Genomic DNA, 18,155 nt, shown 5'->3' on the forward strand with positions numbered 1-18,155 from the left:
TCCAGTACATGCCCCACATGTGCTCGATGTCAGACGCCGTCTTCCAGCGCGAGACATGCTTGGGATCATCCACGGCGATGCCATCATGGATGTAATGCACACTGCCGATGAGGTAGTCCCAGTCGGCCATGCCCGCCGTCTCGTCGATCCACTTCTGATACCCTTCGATGTGGTCGCATTCCAGTGCGAGACGGATGGGAAAACCCGGCAGCGCCGCACGCGCTTCTTCCACCAGCTCAAAGTAGCGCAGCAGGTCTGAGCGCAGCATGCGCCAGTCGTCATACTTCTCCGGCATCGGGTTGTGGTCAGACAGGCCGATCTCCGCGAGGCCGATGCTATGTGCATGCCGTGCGTAATCGACGGGATTCCCCTCGGCATGCAGGCAAAGCGGCGTGTGCGTGTGGTAGTCGGTGAGCATGGGGCTTTTTCGCTGCATTGGGCGCTCTGGCAAGTTGATCGCAGCCTCATTTCGCGGCATGAAGGACTCATGCCCACCCTCAAAGCTTTCATTTTCGACCTCGACGGCACTCTGATCGACTCGCTTGCAGACATCGCCGAGTCGATCAACCGGATGCTGGATGCGCGGGGCTATCCGCGCTGCGAGAAGGAAGTGTTCAAGCAGATGGTGGGAGACGGCATGGAAAAGCTCGTCGAGCGGGCATTGCCCCAGGCGGTGCGGAGCGAAGAGCTGATCAAAGTCTGCGTCGAGGAATATCGGGCGCAGTACGATCTGCTCTGGCAGGCCCAGACCCGGCCCTATGAAGGCATCGTGGAGATGCTCGCGGAATTGCAGAGCCGAGGCTTGAAACTGGGCGTGATTTCAAACAAAGCGCATCGCTTCACCGTGCCAATGACCGAGCACTTTTTCGGTTCGTCGATATTCGACCACATCTTGGGACAGCGCGCCGAAGTGCCGCGCAAGCCGGATGCCGCCGGCGCACACGAGATGGCGGCCTTCCTCGGGCTGCAGACAAATGAAATGGCCTACGTCGGAGATTCCGGCATCGACATGCAGTTTGCGAAGAACAGCGGCATGCGCGCAGTGGGAGTTCGCTGGGGCTTTCGCAGCGAGGCAGAGCTGATTGAGTGCGGGGCGGACCTGCTCATTTCACGTCCTGCAGAATTGTTCGATCTTTCCTGAAAATATTGTTTCCGCTGGTACTTGAGAGGGAAAGGCAGTCCCCTTAGTATCGGCACTGTGAAATTCAAAACCTCCCTGACTCTGACGCGTGCTGTGCTGCTTCCTAGCATGGTGTTGCTAGCCTCCTGCCAGCTCTTCCGCAAAAAAACACCAGCACCGCCGCCAGAGCCGGTGAAAGCGGAATGGAAGTATCCAGGTGAGTGGACCGGCGGTGACAAACCCATCACACGCATGGTCATGAATGTGGATGTGCAACGTGTCACCTTGTACAACGGCAATGACGTTGTTGGCTGGACTTATTGTGCCAGCGGCATCCCCAGTTTCCCAACGCCCACGGGTGAGTTCAAGGTCTTGGAAAAGATCAAAGACAAGGTCTCGAATCTGTATGGCAAAGGCTTCGACAAGAGTGGCAAGCTGGTGAACTCGGACTTCAAGCAGGGCCGAGATCTGCTGCCAGAGGGTGGCCACTTTGAAGCCGCCAAGATGACCTACTTCATGCGCCTCACCGGCGACGGCGTCGGCATGCACATCGGGCCGATTCCAAAGCCCGGGCGCCGTGCTTCGCATGGTTGCATCCGCCTCCCTTCCAAGATGGCGCCGATTCTCTTCGAACACACCGCCGTGGGCACGCCGGTCACGATCACGGGCAGCGGCCCCGATTATCAGACTTACCTCAAACAATCCGCTGACAAGGCGAAGGCAAACTCCGCAAAGCTCGCAGCTTCGAAGAAGAAAGCCGCTGAGGCCGCAGCAGCAGCCACGGCCGCCACGACGCTGGCTCCTGATGATCCCAACGGTCCCAAGGGTGGAGTGACAACGCCTGCGGAGACGACGCCTACCGGCACAACTCCTCCACTCGGAGCCCCTCCTGGCACCCCCGCTTCACCACCGCTCGAAGTGAAACCTGCGGAACCGGCCAATCCAACGCCGCCAGCGAACAACTAAGCGAACGACAAGCTCAACAAAGAAGAGGGGGCGGCAGCAATGCCGCCCTTTTTTTGTTCCCGAAGAGCTCGAAAAAAGCCTGGGGTATAGAGATTCGCAAAACTCATTTCCGCTTAGCGGGCTGTTACTTGCCCGAAAATCATGGGCTTTGACGGTAGCTGGCTGAGCACGCCAGCCCCACTAGCACTGGGCATGCGAGTGCCCAGCGCGAGGTAGGGCGGCTTGTCCTCAAGCCGCCGCCGAGCGGCTCCAGGCTTACTTTCCAGAAATCGGTTTTGCGAAATGCTATAACGCGGGACGAGGGATCCACTGGATCATGCAAACAATGCCCTAAGCTCCAGCAAACTTGTCGGAAGTCTGCGAGACATGTTCAAGTCCAAAGCGTTTGCATGGAGTTTTCTCCAGCCTGTTTCCTTCAAAAGGCCATGCTGCGTGCCTGTTCCAAGTGGCATTTGCCCCTGGCTTCTTATCCCGGACTGCTAAGAAACTGTCGTTCTCGATTCACCTCCGTCGGCAAGGCAGGCGCAAAACGCCTGCCTTGCCATGGAGATCAGAGGAACCGAAACGAAGACCTTTCGAATTCCGATTACTTCTTGCCGGCTGCCACGGTCGCAGCGGCGATGGCCTGCTGGGCTTTGAGCTGCTCGATCTGTGCATCCAGCACCTGGTGCTTGAGGCTGGTGCCGCTCTTCTTGGCGTACCACAGCACCAGCGGGGAGGCAATGAAGATGGAGGAGTAGGTGCCGAGCAGCACACCGATGGTGATTGGCATGGCGAACTCAAGCATGGCAGGATTGCCGAGGAAAAGCAGCACGACCATCGGCGCGAGGGCGGTGGGGCCGGTGAGGAGCGTACGAGAGAGAGTCTTGCAGATGGCCTCGTTCATCATATCGCGCATGCTGCCGCCGGTGCCCTTCTGAATGGTTTCACGGATACGGTCAAACACAACGATGGTGTCATTGATGGAATAACCAGCGATGGTGAGCAGCGCGCCCACGTGGATGATGCTGAGTTCCTGGCCAAACAGCACGCACAGGCCGGGCACCATGAGCACGTCATGGAACAGGGCGACGATGGCACCGACGGCGAAGGCGAACTCGTAGCGCATCAGCAAATACAGGAAAATCGCGATCAGCGCGGCGAACATGGCCCACATTGATTGCTTGGCGAGTTCGGAGCCGATCACGGAGCCCACGGTGGCGATGCTGGTGCCGGCGACGGTGTCTTTGTTCCATTTGCCGGTGATCGCATGCTGGATCACCGCTCCGCTGTTTTCTTCGCAGCGGATGCTCAGGTTTTCTGTCCCGCCCGCGCTCTTGCGCTGGATATAGTAGCTGCCGAGGGGTTTGCCGTCATCCTGCTTAAGTCCTTTGAAAAGGGCTTCGAAATCGGTGTCGGAGATGTCTTTGCCCTTGGCCAGCGTCACGTCCACGCGGCTGCCACCACGGAAGTCGATCCCGAAACCTGCACTGCCCTTGTAAGCCAGCGTGCCAAACGAGATCGCGGTGACGACGAGTGAGGCGATGATGAATTTAGGAGCCGAAGACAGGATGTCGAAAACCTTGTCCGGGATGATTTTGGTCGTGTGAATCTTCTTCAGGATATTCTTGTCCACCACCCACATGAAGATCACGCGCGTGACGATCAGCGCGCCGATCATCGAAGAGATCAGACCGATCATGAGCGTGACAGCGAAGCCTTTGACCAGACCGCCCGAGATGAGGAACAAAATCAGGGCTGAGATGAGCGTCGTGATGTTGGAGTCAGCAATGGCGGAAAAAGCCTTGTCATAAGCGGCTTCCAGCGCAGCGGCGAAAGTCTTGCCCGCCTCCATTTCCTCACGAAGTCGTTCATAGATGAGGACGTTCGCATCCACCGCCATGCCGATCGTCAGCACGACACCGGCGATACCAGGCATGGTGAGCGTGAAGCCAAACAAGGCCATCGCACCAAACAGGATCGCGATGTTGATGACCAGACCGACAATCGCCACAATACCGGCGAGACGGTAGATGAACAACATGAAGCAGGTGGTGATGAGCAGAGCGGCGACGCCGATCCACTTGCCCTGATCAATGGAAGACTGGCCGTAGGCCGATGACACCGAGCTCTCGGACAGGATCAGCATCGGGTTCTGCAGCGGGTTGCTCAGCAGGGTGGCCAGAGTGTCGGCCTCCTGTTGGGAAAAGCCCTTGCCGCCACCGCCGGAGATTTCCGCCCTGCCGCCGTATTGCTTGGCCTGCAGCCGGGGCGCGGAGTGAATCTGACCGTCCACAATGATGGCCATTTCCTTCTGGTAATGCACGGCCGCCAGTTCATCAAAAAGCTTGGCTCCGGCACTGTCGAACTGCAGCGAAACTTTGTTGCCCTCGGCGTCAACGGTGCGGAAAGCTTTGGAGACGTACTTGCCTTCGATGTCTGCCGAATCGCGAACGAGTTCGGACCGGTTGATCACCGTGCCATCCTTGGCGGTGGTCGGAGTGTAGGACATCTCGATCCAGCCGGGCTCCTTGATGCCGCCGCGCGCCTTGATCTGTTCCAGCTTGGCCTGGCTGTCAGGATGCACCCGGCGGAACTCGAGGTGGGCCACGGTCTGAATCGTTTTCCGAACCTCTTTGATTTCTTCTTCGGTGATGCCGGGCATCTGAATCACGATCCGATCAGTGCCTTCGGGCTGCAGGGTGAGATCCTTCGAAGCATCAGGATTGAGACGCCGCTCAAGGATCGCGATCGCCTGCTGCACATCGCTGCTGGTCACAGCTTTAGGAGTGCCGTCATCATTCTTGCCTGGAGCAAGCTGAACGATGAACTCGCTGCCGCCCTGAAGGTCGATGCCCAGCTGGAGTTTCATCGCCTCGATCGTATAGATGGCCGAGAAGGCGGTTAGGATGATGAGGAGCGTGCCCACGCGGCGCTTGGTCGTATGCACGGCGGTGCCGACATAGACGAGCAGCATCATTAACAGGGAAGCACCGACAAAAAAGGTGGCGAAGGGATTCATGGACAGGTTGGCAGGTAGGTTGGGAAAATCAAAAGGGCCACTTAAGCTTCGGTCGCTTCAACGACGTCGGACTTTTTCGTCACGGCGGCGATCTTGACGCGCTCGAATTCGACTTTGACGTTGTCGGCGATCTTGACCATCACAGTGCGGTCTTTCACGCTGGTGATGATGCCGTGCACGCCGCTTTCCATGATGACGTGGTCGCTCACGCCGACGTTGGAGATGAGCAACTTGTGCTCCTTCATGCGCTTCTGCTGCGGGCGGAAGATGACGAAGTACATCACCACGATCATGAGGATCGGCAGCATCATCGGGCTGCCAAGGAGGCCGCCTTGGGCTCCAGCAGGTGCGGCCTGGGCCAGAAGAAGGGTGTTTTCGAGAGAGATAGAGATCATGATTCGGGAGCTGCGGTGGTGGACTTATATTTCGCGACGACCTCAGCCCGGAACTCGGCGAAACAACCCTGATCGATCGCTTGACGTGCCCTGGACGTGAGGGACGCGTAGAAATGCAGGTTATGAAGAGAAATCAACCGCAAACCCAGAATCTCCTGTGCCTGCACCAAATGGCGGATGTACGCCCGTGAAAAGCCCTGGCAGAGCGGATGGGTGTCTTCGGAAATGGGGCGGAAATCCTTCGCGTAGCAGGCATTTCGCAGGTTCATCAGGCCCTCGTGGGTGAATGCTGCGCCATTTCGCGCCAGCCGTGTGGGCAGCACGCAGTCAAACATGTCGATCCCGCGTGCGATCAGCTCGATCACCTGCGGCGGTGTGCCCAGACCCATGGCATAGCGGGCCTGATTAGCGGGAAGATGTGGCGTCACCCATTCGGCGATGCGCATCATGTCCTCCTCCGGCTCGCCCACGCTCAGTCCGCCGATGGCGTAACCGTCAAACCCCATCGCCACGAGTTCCCGGGCTGATTTTTCACGCAGCTCCTTATAGACACTGCCCTGCACGATGCCGAAGTGTTGCTGCGCCCCGCCACCAGTCTGCGGCCGGTGCTCGTCAATCCAGGTCCGGCAGCGCTTGGCCCAGCGCAGGGTCAGATCAAGGCTCTTCTCAGCCTCCTTGGCCTCGCAAGGGTAGGGTGTGCATTCATCAAACAGCATCGCCACGTCCGAGCCCAGCGTCGCCTGAATCTCCATCGAGGTCTCCGGGCCGATGAACATCGGCGTGCCGTCGAGGTGGTTTTGGAAGTGGCAGCCCTCCTCTTTGATTTTCCGCAATTTGGCCAGCGAGAACACTTGGAAGCCGCCGCTGTCCGTCAAAATCGGACGGTCCCAGTTTGCGAACTTATGCAGCCCGCCTGCCGCCTGCATGATCTCCATGCCGGGGCGTACAAAGAGGTGGTAGGTATTGCCGAGGATGATCTGCGAGTTCAGCGCCCGCAGCTCTTCCGGGTGCATGGCCTTCACTGTGCCCTGCGTACCCACTGGCATGAACACCGGCGTCTCCACCACGCCATGCGGCGTCGTCAGCCTCCCGCGGCGGGCGTGGGACGAAGGATCGGTGGCAAGAAGCTCAAAAGACATGTTGGGACGGCAAAAAAGGCGCGGAGTCTCGCCGATGTGGCGGAAAGAGCAAGCATGCACACGATGTGGCGGATTCGAGCTTGACGAAATAGGTGCTTATTCATAAAAACCGCCCGCATGTTTTTAAACAAATCATTTATCACGCTGTTTGTTGTGGCTGGCTGCAGTTTGGCAGGTGCCATTTCCTCCATGGCGCAAAGCCCTGCCATGGATCGGGCCGTGGTGGACCAGACCATTCGTGAAGCCCTGCGCACCACGAAACGGGATACGCGCGACCAGAGGGCCGTCTCCCCCGCCAGACAGGAGGAGCTCAACCTGATCGACCGTGAGTTTGGCCAGCAAAGCATCAGCGGACTGGTGCGTGCTAAGCCGCAACAGTTCCTCATGGGGCTCGAAGCCAGCGGTTTTTTCACCTCCAATGCCGCTCTAGCCCCCGGCCCGGAGAGTTCGGACTGGGTGGGCCGCACGGGCCTGCGTGGCGCATGGTTTCCCAAGCTGACCGACAATATCAACCTGCTCGCGATGGCTTCCTACTCGCTATGGCGCTATGCGGACCTGCAACAGCTCGATTTCGATGATTTCGGCAGCCAGATCGGCGCGCAGTATCACCAAGGACGGGGTGAACTTGCGGGCGGTATCTCCCGTTTTAATGTGTGGGCACAGTATCGCTATCAACGGCTCACTTCGCCGTGGAACTGGGGAAACAGGCTCTATGAGAACCATTTCTTGGAGGCTGGTCTGCGCAAAGGCTGGCTGCTCAGCCCCGATATCAGCGTCTGGCTGGGTGGCAATGCCGCTGTGAGTGTTGGGGGAGGGCCCACCGACTTCCGTCGTCACGAATTCAGCACCCAGGTCGGGGCCGCGTGGCAGATCACACCGAAGCTGGCGCTCACGACCTTGTATCGGTTCGCCTGGTTTGATTACGTCCAGGTCAGCCGAAATGACCTCAATCACCTGATGTTTCTAGGGCTGGGTTATCAGGTTACCAACAACCTGACGGCGCAGATCTACGTCAGCGGCATCTTCAACCACTCCGATGTCAACGCCTTCGACTACAAGGCCCTGAACACCGGCCTGGGGTTGGTGCTGTCCCAAGTTTGGTGACATCAGAATTGACATGCCTACGGCTTTTTTGGCAACATCCATCCGAATTGCTCAAATATTGAGTTTCCCATGAAACTATCAACCGCCCTCCTTTCCCTATTCGCTGTGATGCAGACCACGGCTCTTACCGCAGGTTCCATCACCATCTCCAGCGGCAACGTGCAAACCACGGGCAATCAGGTGATCACGGGCAGCAATGCCCGTGCTCAAGCCACGGTGGATCAGCGCGGCAGCGTCGTCCGGCTTGGCTCCAACACCGCAGCCCAAGTAGGGGATCGTGGTGATGTTTCGCTCTCCAAAGGTGTGGTGCTGATCTCCTCCGGAGATGGTTTTCTGCGTCGTCCGGCGGTCCAGGTAGCCACGCCGCAGGGGGATGTCACCGTGCGTGGCTCCGCCATCGTGGCCGTCTTGCCGGACGGTTCGGTGAAAATGACCTGCCTCGAAGGCAGCGTGCGGGGGGATCTGGGCGGGCAGAACACGGCTCTGAACCCTGGCCACCTGATCGTGCAGCGGCCCGAAGGCACGCGTGACACCGTGCAGGTAAATCTCAACACCCTCACGCATTCCAGCACGCTGCTCGACAGCGCCAGCTTCAAGCAGCCTCTGCCCGCCGCGCCAGAAATTCGTCAGGAAGTGGCAGTGCAGGCTCAGTCGTTGGGTGCAACTTTAACGCTGGCGCGCAACGACGCTGCCAGCACTCAGAAGATCACTCTTGGAAACGCCACTGAACTCAAGACGGCTGAGGTGAAAAGCGACGGCCCCGGTCTGCTCACACGCATTTTCGGCATGAGCGTGTCAAATAGCAGGACAGACGACAGTTCCAATACCAGCGGCACCACGATGAACGCGCAGAGTGGGAATCCATCGCAGGCGCAAACCACCACCATTTTGTCTTCCTCCGCATCCAGCTTGATGAAGGTTTCCGGCGAGGTTTCCGGCAGCAATGTTTTTCTCGCCAGCACAGGCACGGCGGGCGTCATATCCACGAATGCTTCAATCGCATCAGGGGCTGAGGGCCAGACTCAGCGCTTCCTGTCAGTGACTCCTAATGCGACTACCGCAGTTTCCGGTTCCAGTCCGCAATTGGTTCTGGCCAACGGAGCCACGCAGCAGATCGTCAATCAGGGCAGCCTGACTCTGGCCAGCACTGCAATTTTGGGAGCCTCGTTGGTCAAAGCCGGTTCTGGCACGCTCGCGATCAGCAATGCGCAGACTGTGCAGGGGGCCACCCTCAACAATGGCACTCTTGTGTTGCAAGGCGCGGCGGCTCAGCAGTTCACCAGCGGCAATTTGACTGTCACTAGCTCGATCGGCACAACGCTCACGCCCACTGCCGTTAGTGGCGGTGTGATCACCTTCCAGGCCGCTGGTGGTGGCACTGCTCCCCCAGCCAGCGCGCCTTGATTTCGGTCATGAGCACAGAACCGGGCTTGCGCTGGCGTGCCATACCGCTAATCTCGCCGCCCTTATGCTCAGAGCCGGTATTGTAGGCCTTCCTAACGTTGGCAAATCCACCCTTTTTAACGCTGTCACCCGCACCCGCAAGGCGGAGGCAGCCAACTATCCATTCTGCACCATCGAGCCGAACACCGGCGTCGTCACCGTGCCGGATGAGCGCCTCGCCGTGCTTTCGAAGCTCTCCGGGTCCTCGAAACTGGTGCCTGCCGCCATCGAGTTCGTGGACATCGCCGGCCTCGTCAAAGGCGCCAGCCAGGGCGAAGGTCTGGGCAACAAATTCCTCAGCCATATCCGCGAAGTGGATGCCATCGTCCATGTGGTGCGCTGCTTTGAAGATGGCGACATCACCCACGTCAGTGGCTCGATTGACCCTGTGCGCGACATCGAAGTCATCAACACCGAGCTGATTCTCGCCGACATGGACGCCATCCAGCGCCGCAAGGACAAGGCCGAAAAGAATGCGAAAAGAGGCGAAAAAGACGCGAAGGCCGAGCTCGCCCTCTGCGAAAGGCTGATCCCGCATTTCGACGCCGGAAAGCCCGCCGTGACGCTCGAATGCACCGAAGAAGAGCGGAAGCTTCTCAAGAGCTTCTTCCTGCTCAGCTCGAAGCCCTGCATCTTCGCCTGCAATGTCTCCGAATCCGACCTGGCCACGGCCACGAAGAATCCGGATGCTCATGCATTCGTCGGCAAAGTGCGCGAATACGTGAAGCACGCGCATGAAGCCAGCGCTGTCGTCGTCAGCGCTGCGATCGAAAGCGAGCTCACCGATCTTTCGGCTGAAGATGCGAAGGCCTACCTCAATGACATCGGTGTCGAGGACAGCGGCGTGTCACTTTTCATCAAGGGCGTCTATGACCTCCTCGGCCTCCAGACCTACCTGACCACCGGCGAGAAGGAAACCCGCGCCTGGACCATCGTCAAAGGCATGAAGGCTCCCCAGGCCGCTGGCGTCATCCATGGCGACTTCGAACGCGGCTTCATCGCCGGCGAAATCGTCCATTTCAACGATCTCGTCGAACTCGGCTCCAATGCGAAAGCAAAGGAAAAGGGCAAGTGGCGCATCGAAGGCAAAGAATACGTCATGCGCGACGGCGACGTCGTCGAATGGCGCTTCAACGTCTAAAGCGCTGCGGGCGTGCAGCCCGCAGCCCAGTTTTCTGCCTTACTCTGTCCAGGCGCGCCCCTGGCCCGTGCGGAACGAGCGCTCCAGACTGCCATACAGTGTATTGAGCCTAGCCTCCTCCTTGAGGACAAACTCGACAGTATGAGCGTGGGTGGACACCGGGTAGTTTTTCACCACTTTTGGGGTGACCAGATCGGGCGAAACACGTCCGGCCGCCTGCTCAAACAATCCCTTCGCCTTTTCCAAGGCTTGAGTCCCGGCACCCAGCGTGCTGCTGCCAGACTCCGGTTTGTAAGGCTCCAGAAAGTAAAAGCGCACGATTTGAGCGGAGTTGAGCGTCAGGTTGATCTCCACCACACGGGCCACGCCGTCGGAGATGTACTCGTGTTTGGAAAGGGCGATGATTTGATTGGCACGTACGATGTAGTTGCCCCCCTTGAACTTCCCCTGCCACAGACCATCCTGCGTCGTGGTGTCCTGCTGAGGTGTCTGGCCACTGGGAGTGGTGGTTTGCGCTTGCAGAGGAATCGTCAGAAGCAGCGAGAGGAGGATGAAGAGTGCTTTCATGAGAATGGGAGGAGGGGAGACTAGCACGAGTGCCGCACGAAAGAACAACCCTTTCTTTGCTGGAATGTTTCTTCCGAAGGTGGCCCGGGGGGCCGGAAAGGCCCATCTTCGAAAGCGGCATCATCCATTCAGTTTCAGCCTCGGACTGCGTATTAGTACGAAGTTCACCCCCCCACGCGCACCATGTTCAAGTTCTCCGGCCAAGGCTCCATCACCAATTGCGACGGCATTTCGCGTCGTGATTTCCTCCAGGCAGGCGCCCTTGGCGCCATCGGGCTGACGATGCCCGGCTTCGCCAAATTGAAGGCGGAGGGCAAGGTAGACTCCAAAAAGAGCAACAAGGCCTGCATCATGATCTTCAACCTCGGTGCCCCGAGCCAGCAGGATCTCTGGGACATGAAGCCCGACGCACCAAGTGAGATCCGCGGTCCGTTCAAACCCATCCGCACCAAGAGCAACGCCTTTGAGATCTCCGAGATCCTGCCGCTGCACGCCAAGATCGCGGATAAATTCAGTCTCGTCCGCTCCTGCTACCACACCGCAGCCGCAGTGCATGACACGGGACATCAGATGATGCAGACCGGTCGGCTTTTCACCGGCGGGGTGAATACTCCCCACGTCGGCAGCGCTCTCGAGTTCCTGCAAGGCCGCCGCAGCGATCTGCCGGCGCATGTGATTCTGCCCGAGTCCATGGGGCCTACGGGTGGCAACATGCCGCATGGTCAGGACGCTGGATTCCTCGGCAAAGCTTACGATCCCTTTGTGCTGAACGCCGACCCAGCAGTCAAAGATTTCAAAGTGCCCGATCTGCTGCCGCCGAAGGAAATCGGTGAAGTGCGCCTCGAACGCCGCCGCGAACTTCGTGAGCTGGTGGACAGCAGCGTGCGCAATTTTGAATACAGCGAGCAGGCCAAACTCATGGATTCCAATTTCGAGTCCGCCTATCGCATCATGACCAGTACGCAGGCCCGCGAAGCCTTCGATCTCACCAAGGAACCGCTCAAAGTCCGCGAGCGCTACGGCATGAACCGCTTTGGCCAGAGCTGCCTGCTCGCCCGCCGCCTCGTTGAGCGCGGCGTTCGCTTCGTGACCGTGAACACCTTCATCACCGTGTTTGGCGAGATCACCTGGGACATCCACGGCTCGAAGCCCTTCACCAGTATCGAAGGCATGCGCGACATCGTCGCCCCCATGTATGACCAGGGCTACAGCGCCCTCATCGAGGACCTGTTCCAGCGCGGCATGCTCGACGACACCATGGTCACCTGCCTCGCCGAATTCGGCCGCACGCCCAAGATTAATCCTGCTGGTGGCCGCGACCATTGGCCGAACTGCTGGACCGTCAATTTCGCCGGCGGCGGCATCAAAGGCGGCGAAGTCATCGGCAAATCCGACGACATCGGCGGCTACCCCACCGAACGCCCCGTCGCCCCGAAAGAAATCGTCGCGACCATCTACCAGGCCCTCGGCATCGATCTCACCACCGAGCTTCCAGGACCACAAGGCAGGCCCTACCCCGTCGTCGATTTCGGCACGCAGGCCATCAAAGAGCTGTTTGCGTAGAACGAGTGTCCGCCTCCCGCCAACCCTCATCGCGTGTCATCCATGACGTTTCGTTCCTTCATCGCCTTCGCGGCTCTGACTTCGGCGGCTGCCGCCGAAGCCCCATCTTTCCGCAACACCATCCAGCCCATCCTCACACGCTACGGCTGCGCCATGGGCGCGTGTCACGGTGCCGCCGCAGGGCAGGGGGGCTTCCGTCTTTCCTTGCGCGGGTTCGATGACGAAGGGGACTGGATCTCCGTCACTCGCAGCGCTAATGGCCGCCGCCTCACCATGGAAGATCCGGCGCGCAGCCTGTTTTTGCTCAAGGCCGTCAAAGCAGTGCCACACAAGGGCGACAAACGCTTCGAGGTGAACTCTCCGGAATACAAGGCCATCGCTGACTGGATCGCTGCCGGTGCGCCGGGACCAAAGGCCAGTGATCCGCTCATCGTCGCTCTCGATGTGGAGCCGAAGCAACTGGTGACGAAGCCCGGTGCCACGCTGCCGCTCAAAGTCACCGCGAAATTCAGTGATGGCCACAGCGAGGACGTGACGCGCTGGGCCAAATACAACGGCGTGAACGCCAGCGTCGCTACGGTGGATGAGCATGGCGTCGTCAAAACCACGGGTCGTGGTGAAACGGTCATCAGCGCGTGGTATCTCAGCCGCCTCGCCGTCTCCACACTGGTGGTGCCGAGCGATTCTGCGGTCGATCAGGCGGCATTTGCTCAGGTAAAGCCGCGCAATTTCATCGACGAGCAGGTGCTCACAAAACTGCGCGCCCTGAACATCCCGCCTTCCGGCCGCGCGGAAGATCACGAATTTCTGCGGCGTGCCTTTCTCGATACCATCGGCGTTTTGCCCTCCCTGGAGGAAACCCGCGCATTCCTCGCTGACAAATCCGCCAACAAACGCGACCGCCTGATCGAAGCGCTGCTTCAGCGGCCTGAGTTCGTCGACTATTGGTCGCATCGCTGGAGCGATCTGCTGCTCGTCAATGGCGACAAGCTCATGCCCCAGGCCATGTGGTCCTACTACAACTGGATCCGCCGCAACGTCGCTGCGAACACCCCGTGGGATGTCATGGTGCGCGATCTCCTCACCGCCACCGGCAGCACGCTGGAAAACGGCGCAGGCAATTTCTTCATCCTCAACGACGAGCCCACCAAGTGCGCCGAGACCATCAGCGTCGCCTTCCTCGGCACCTCCATCGCCTGCGCGAAGTGTCACAACCACCCGATGGAAAAGTGGACAAACAACGAGTACTTCGCCTTTGCCAACATGCTCTCCCGCGTTCGCACAAAAAACGGTGCTCAGGCCGATGAACGCGTGCTCTTCTCCGCCGCGGATGGAGAACTCGTGCAGCCTCTTACCGGCAAACCACAGCCACCGCATCCGCTCAATGTCACGACAGCTGTCTCGATGACCTCCACCGAGGACCGCCGCGTGCCCCTCGCGCAATGGCTCACCAGCACCGACAACAAACTCTTCCAGCGCGCCATCGTGAACCGGGTGTGGGCCAACTTCTTCGGCTCTGGCCTCGTGGAAGCCGTTGATGATCTGCGTGTCACAAATCCCGCCAGCAACGAGCCGCTCTTTGCCGCCGCCTGCGAGCACTTGGTGAAGCAGAAGTTCGATCTGAAGGCCCTCATGCGCACCATCCTGCAAAGCGAGACCTACCAGCGCAGCAGCATCACCCTGCCCGAAAACATCACCGACCTCCGCTACGGCTCGCACTACGTCCCACGCCGCTTGAAAGCCGAAGTCCTGCTCGACACCGTGTCCCAGGTCACCGCCGCGCCCACCACCTTCAAGATCGACAAACGCAACGCCAACAAAGGCACCAGCGAAAGCTACCCCATGGGCTTCCGCGCCCTGCAGTTGCCAGACAGCAACATCGCCAGCTACTTCTTGAAGAGCTTCGGCCGCGCCGACCGCGTCAACACCTGCGAATGCGAACGAACCAATGAACCCAGCATGGCCCAGGCCCTGCACATCTCCAACGGTGACACGCTCAACCAAAAGCTCGCCCAAAAAGACAATCGCCTCGATGCGCTGCTCGCCAGCAAACTCAGCAACGAGAAGATCGTCGAAGAAGCCTACCTCATCGCCCTCACCCGCCTTCCCACCGAGCGCGAAATCACCAAGACCAGCGCGATGCTTGCCATCGCCAAACCCGAAGACCGTCGCACCACGCTGGAAGACATCTTCTGGAGCCTGATGGGATCGAAGGAGTTTTTGTTCAATCACTAAAAGGAGCATTGTATGATCTCTTTCCGCCCCATCCTTCTCCTCGCGCTTTTCTCGGTCGCCGCCCACGCCCAGACCGTGGACTATACCAAGCAGATCGTTCCACTCTGGGACACCTACTGCATCGACTGCCATGACGACACCGATGCGGATGGCGAGTTCCGTTTGGACACCTTTGCGAACCTGATGAAGGGCGGCAAGGAGGGCGTGGCCATCGTTGCTGGCAAAGCCAATGACAGCATGCTGGTGAAGTTCCTCGAAGGTCATTCGGGCCGTGGCGGGAAGAATGAATTCATGCCACCCGGCAAACGCGAAAAACTCAAACCCGAGGAGATCGCGCTGATCAAGACGTGGATCGACACCGGTGCCAAGGGGCCGGTCCTCGCCGATGCGAAGCCGATGCCGAGGGAGGTCATCACCCAGCAAATCATGCCAACGGTGCCGCTGAAACACGCGATCCAAGCCGTGGCATTTTCGCCGAAAGTACAGCTCGTCGCGGTGGGTCGTTACGGCGAGGTCGAGCTGCTCAATCCCGTCACGCGGGCCGTGGTGCGCAAGCTCACGGGCTTCAAGGGCAAGGCCAATGCCGTCGCGTTTTCACCCGATGGCGCCACAGTGTATGCCGCTGGCGGCGAGGCAGGCATTGTGGGCATCGTGAAGAGTTGGAAAACGAGTGATGGCACCCCCTTGCAGTCATTCGAAGGACATCTCGATGCCGCCTATGCACTCGCTGTTTCGCCTGATGGCAAGATGATTGCCACAGGAGCCTACGATCAAAAGATCCGCCTATGGGACGTAGTGACGGGCAAAGAACTCGCCCTTCTTAAAGGCCACAACGGCGCAGTCAATGGCCTCTCATTCCGCCCGGATGGCAAGGTGCTCGCGAGCGCCAGTGCCGACCGCACCGTAAAGCTCTGGAGCATTCCAGGAGGCCAGCGGCTCGACACACTTTCTCAGCCCACGAAGGAACAAACCAGCGTCGTTTTCAGCGCCGATGGCAACCACCTCTTCGCCGCAGGCGGTGATAACCGCATCCGCCTGTGGCAGATCAGCGCCGATGCCAAGGAGGGCACGAACAAGATCATCACTAGCCGGTTTGCCCATGAAGGCGGCATCCTGAATCTCGCACTGTCCATCGATGGTCAGCTGCTCGCCTCCACCTCCACCGACAAGTCGCTCAAGATTTGGAACACCGCCGATCTCACGGAAAAGATCCCGCTGGAAAAACAGCCTGACTGGTCCTCCGCACTCGCCTTCACCGACAAAGCACAACTCGTGGCCGGTCGCGTGGATGGCAGCCTCAGCGTCTATGAATCCACCACGGGCAAGACGGTGATGGCCCCTGCACCTGCGAAGCCAGCCATGGTCGCGAAGCCCGAGCTCACTCGCGTCACCCCGCGCGCCGCACACATCGGTGGCGAACTGTTGGTCACCTTTGCCGGCAAAGGCTTCACTCAAGACACGCAAGCCATGGCTTCGCATCCAGGACTGAAAGTGCAGCTCATCAAAACCTCGGTCAAACCCACCACGGCCCGTGTCAAAATCACCGCCAGTGCCGAAGTGCCACGCGGCGCATACGAAGTCTGGCTCAAGAGCACCGCCGGCGAATCTGCACGGATGAAAATCTATGCCGATGATATTGCCCCCACCATCACGCAGGCGGCTGATTTCAAAGCGGCCCCCCTCAGCGTCCCTTCATTGCCCGCCAGCCTCTGGGGCACCCTCACCGAGATCGGCCAGCATGACGCTTATCGTTTCAAAGCCAAAGCCGGCGAGGAACTCGTGTTTGATCTCGCCGTCGCACAGGTCGGGAGCATGGCAAAATCACCGGCGATCGAGATCATTGATACGAACCGCACTGTGCTCGCCGTGAATCGCGGTCTCGACAGCGGCAGCGATCCCTTCCTCGCATGGAAAGCGCCTGCAGATGGCGAGTATATCGTGCTCGTGAGCAACACCACCATGGATGGCAGTGCTGATCACGCCTACCGCCTCACCCTTGGCGCACTGCCCTACGTCACCGCCTGGTCACCCCTCATCGCGCAGATCGGCAAGGAGACAAAAGTCACCCTCATTGGTCATCACCTCGGCGACAAAGCCACCGTGATGATGAAGCCCGACAAGGAAGGCATGATGAACGTACCGCTGGATGCCAAGGGCTTGCGCTTCCACTCCATGCCCGCGCTGCGCGTGAGTGCGCTAGCTCAAATCGAAGAAGTGGAAAGCAATGACGACATCGCCAAGGCACAAATCTTCACCGCGCCCGTCACGGTGAATGCACGTCTTACCCAGGCGCACGACATCGATTGCTTCGCCTTCAATGCCAAAAAAGGCCAGGAGTGGATTATCGAAACTCTGGCCGATCTGGCAGGCTCTCCTGCCGACACGAAACTGGAAGTCCTGCGTGCCGACGGCAAACCCGTTCAGCGCATCCTGCTCCAAGCCGTGCGCGACAGCTACAACAACTTCCGCAGTGTCGATGCCAACAACCCCGACATCCGTCTGCAAAACTGGGAGGAGATGGAGCTGAACGAGTTCGCCTACTTCAATGGCGACGTGATGAAAATCATCCGCATGCCGCGTGGCCCGGATGGCGGCTGTTTCTTCTACACCACGGGTGGCAAACGCCGCGCCTACTTTGACACCACGGCGAATTCCCACTCGCTCGACGAGCCCTGCTACATCGTCGAGCCCAAGCCTATCGGCAGCCACATCGTGCCGAACGGCCTGCCCGTCTTCACCTTGAACTACACCAACGACGACAGCGGCGACCGCAAGCTCGGCAGTGATTCCCGACTCACCTTCACCGCACCAGCGGATGGACGTTACATCATCAAAGTCTCAGACACCCGCGCCTGGGGTGGCGAGCGCTACGTCTACGCGCTTTCCATCCGCCAGCCGATGCCCGATTTCAGCGTAAAACTCGCCGGCATGAATCCCACCGCCATGCCCGGTGCCTCCGTCGGTTTCTCCTTTCGTGCAGAGCGCACGGATGGCCACGATGATCCGATTCAAATCGAAGTCACCGGCCTGCCCAACGGCTATTTTGCCTCCTCACCTCTCCTCATCGAAGCCGGGCACGATCTGATCAGCGGCAGCCTCCGCGCCGCGCCAGATGCCGCTGCAAACGCCGATTGGAGCAAGCTCAAAATCACCGCGAAATCCAAAGCCCTCACACATGACGCAGGCACCTTAGGCAAAGTCACACTCGGTGCCGCACCGAAGTTCGTCATCGTCATGGAGCCAGAGGCAGGCGGCAAGCCCGTCATGCGCGAACTCAAAGACGAAACCAAGCCCCTCGAAATCACCCTCGTCCCCGGTCAAACCGTGAAGGCCTGGATTCGCGCCGTGCGCCTGGGTAATGACGGCATCCTCAGCCTCGATGTTCATGGCCTGCCCCACGGCGTCATCGTCGATGACATCGGTCTTAACGGCGTGCAGATCCGCGAGAAAGAAAACGAGCGCCCCATCTTCTTCCGCGCCG

General features: G+C 59.4%; 13 protein-coding genes. 8 read left to right on the top strand and 5 right to left on the bottom strand.

Annotated features, from left to right (window positions below):
• Positions 1-436: PHP domain-containing protein (locus tag ACIREA_RS09140; RefSeq protein ID WP_397381955.1), on the bottom strand; the 436-nt coding region annotated here is incomplete at its 3' end.
• Positions 437-487: 51 nt separating this feature from the next.
• Here ACIREA_RS09140 and ACIREA_RS09145 point away from each other — a divergent pair.
• Positions 488-1,141: an HAD family hydrolase gene (locus ACIREA_RS09145; RefSeq protein ID WP_397381956.1), complete on the top strand. Its 654-nt coding sequence runs from the start codon at positions 488-490 to the stop codon at positions 1,139-1,141.
• 57 nt (positions 1,142-1,198) lie between these two features.
• The gene (locus tag ACIREA_RS09150) at positions 1,199-2,086 is read left to right on the top strand and encodes a L,D-transpeptidase (RefSeq protein ID WP_397381957.1); all 888 of its coding nucleotides are present in this window, start codon (positions 1,199-1,201) and stop codon (positions 2,084-2,086) included.
• A 586-nt stretch (positions 2,087-2,672) separates the two neighbouring features.
• Here ACIREA_RS09150 and secD read toward each other — a convergent pair.
• Genes secD through tgt form a run of 3 tightly spaced genes read right to left on the bottom strand, consistent with a single transcriptional unit; the run spans position 2,673 to position 6,621 of the window.
• On the bottom strand, positions 2,673-5,087 hold the full coding sequence (gene secD / locus ACIREA_RS09155; RefSeq protein WP_397381958.1) for a protein translocase subunit SecD: 2,415 nt from the start codon (positions 5,085-5,087) through the stop codon (positions 2,673-2,675).
• Between the two features lie 41 nt (positions 5,088-5,128).
• On the bottom strand, positions 5,129-5,482 hold the full coding sequence (gene yajC, locus ACIREA_RS09160) for a preprotein translocase subunit YajC (protein WP_397381959.1): 354 nt from the start codon (positions 5,480-5,482) through the stop codon (positions 5,129-5,131).
• A complete protein-coding gene (tgt, locus tag ACIREA_RS09165; RefSeq protein ID WP_397381960.1) occupies positions 5,479-6,621 on the bottom strand; it encodes a tRNA guanosine(34) transglycosylase Tgt in 1,143 nt (380 codons plus the stop codon). Before tgt ends, yajC begins: the two co-directional genes overlap by 4 nt.
• A 189-nt stretch (positions 6,622-6,810) precedes the next feature.
• On the opposite strand from tgt, the gene ACIREA_RS09170 reads away from it, so the two are divergent.
• The 3 genes from ACIREA_RS09170 (at position 6,811) to ychF (ending at position 10,309) form a co-directional block, all read left to right on the top strand.
• Complete coding sequence (locus tag ACIREA_RS09170; RefSeq protein ID WP_397381961.1) at positions 6,811-7,725, top strand: hypothetical protein; 915 nt, start codon at positions 6,811-6,813, stop codon at positions 7,723-7,725.
• 69 nt (positions 7,726-7,794) lie between these two features.
• Positions 7,795-9,129: a FecR domain-containing protein gene (locus tag ACIREA_RS09175; protein WP_397381962.1), complete on the top strand. Its 1,335-nt coding sequence runs from the start codon at positions 7,795-7,797 to the stop codon at positions 9,127-9,129.
• Positions 9,130-9,193: 64 nt separating this feature from the next.
• Positions 9,194-10,309 carry a redox-regulated ATPase YchF gene (gene ychF / locus ACIREA_RS09180; protein WP_397381963.1) on the top strand — a complete coding sequence of 372 codons (1,116 nt, stop codon included), beginning with the start codon at positions 9,194-9,196 and terminating at the stop codon, positions 10,307-10,309.
• A 39-nt stretch (positions 10,310-10,348) separates the two neighbouring features.
• Here the strand turns inward: ychF and ACIREA_RS09185 are convergent, their stop codons facing one another.
• Positions 10,349-10,876 carry a hypothetical protein gene (locus ACIREA_RS09185; RefSeq protein WP_397381964.1) on the bottom strand — a complete coding sequence of 176 codons (528 nt, stop codon included), beginning with the start codon at positions 10,874-10,876 and terminating at the stop codon, positions 10,349-10,351.
• Positions 10,877-11,059: 183 nt separating this feature from the next.
• Here ACIREA_RS09185 and ACIREA_RS09190 point away from each other — a divergent pair, with 183 nt between their 5' ends.
• The 3 genes from ACIREA_RS09190 to ACIREA_RS09200 form a co-directional block, all read left to right on the top strand.
• Positions 11,060-12,439, top strand: coding sequence for a DUF1501 domain-containing protein (locus tag ACIREA_RS09190; RefSeq protein WP_397381966.1), 1,380 nt, complete (start codon positions 11,060-11,062; stop codon positions 12,437-12,439).
• 42 nt (positions 12,440-12,481) lie between these two features.
• Positions 12,482-14,674 (top strand): DUF1549 domain-containing protein, encoded by a 2,193-nt coding sequence (locus ACIREA_RS09195; protein ID WP_397381967.1) that lies wholly within the window; start codon positions 12,482-12,484, stop codon positions 14,672-14,674.
• A 12-nt stretch (positions 14,675-14,686) separates the two neighbouring features.
• Positions 14,687-18,155, top strand: a 3,469-nt coding sequence (locus tag ACIREA_RS09200) for a c-type cytochrome domain-containing protein (RefSeq protein ID WP_397381968.1), incomplete at its 3' end; no start/stop codon positions are given.

The sequence above is a fragment of the Prosthecobacter sp. genome (assembly GCF_044373815.1).
GTDB lineage: Bacteria > Verrucomicrobiota > Verrucomicrobiia > Verrucomicrobiales > Verrucomicrobiaceae > Prosthecobacter.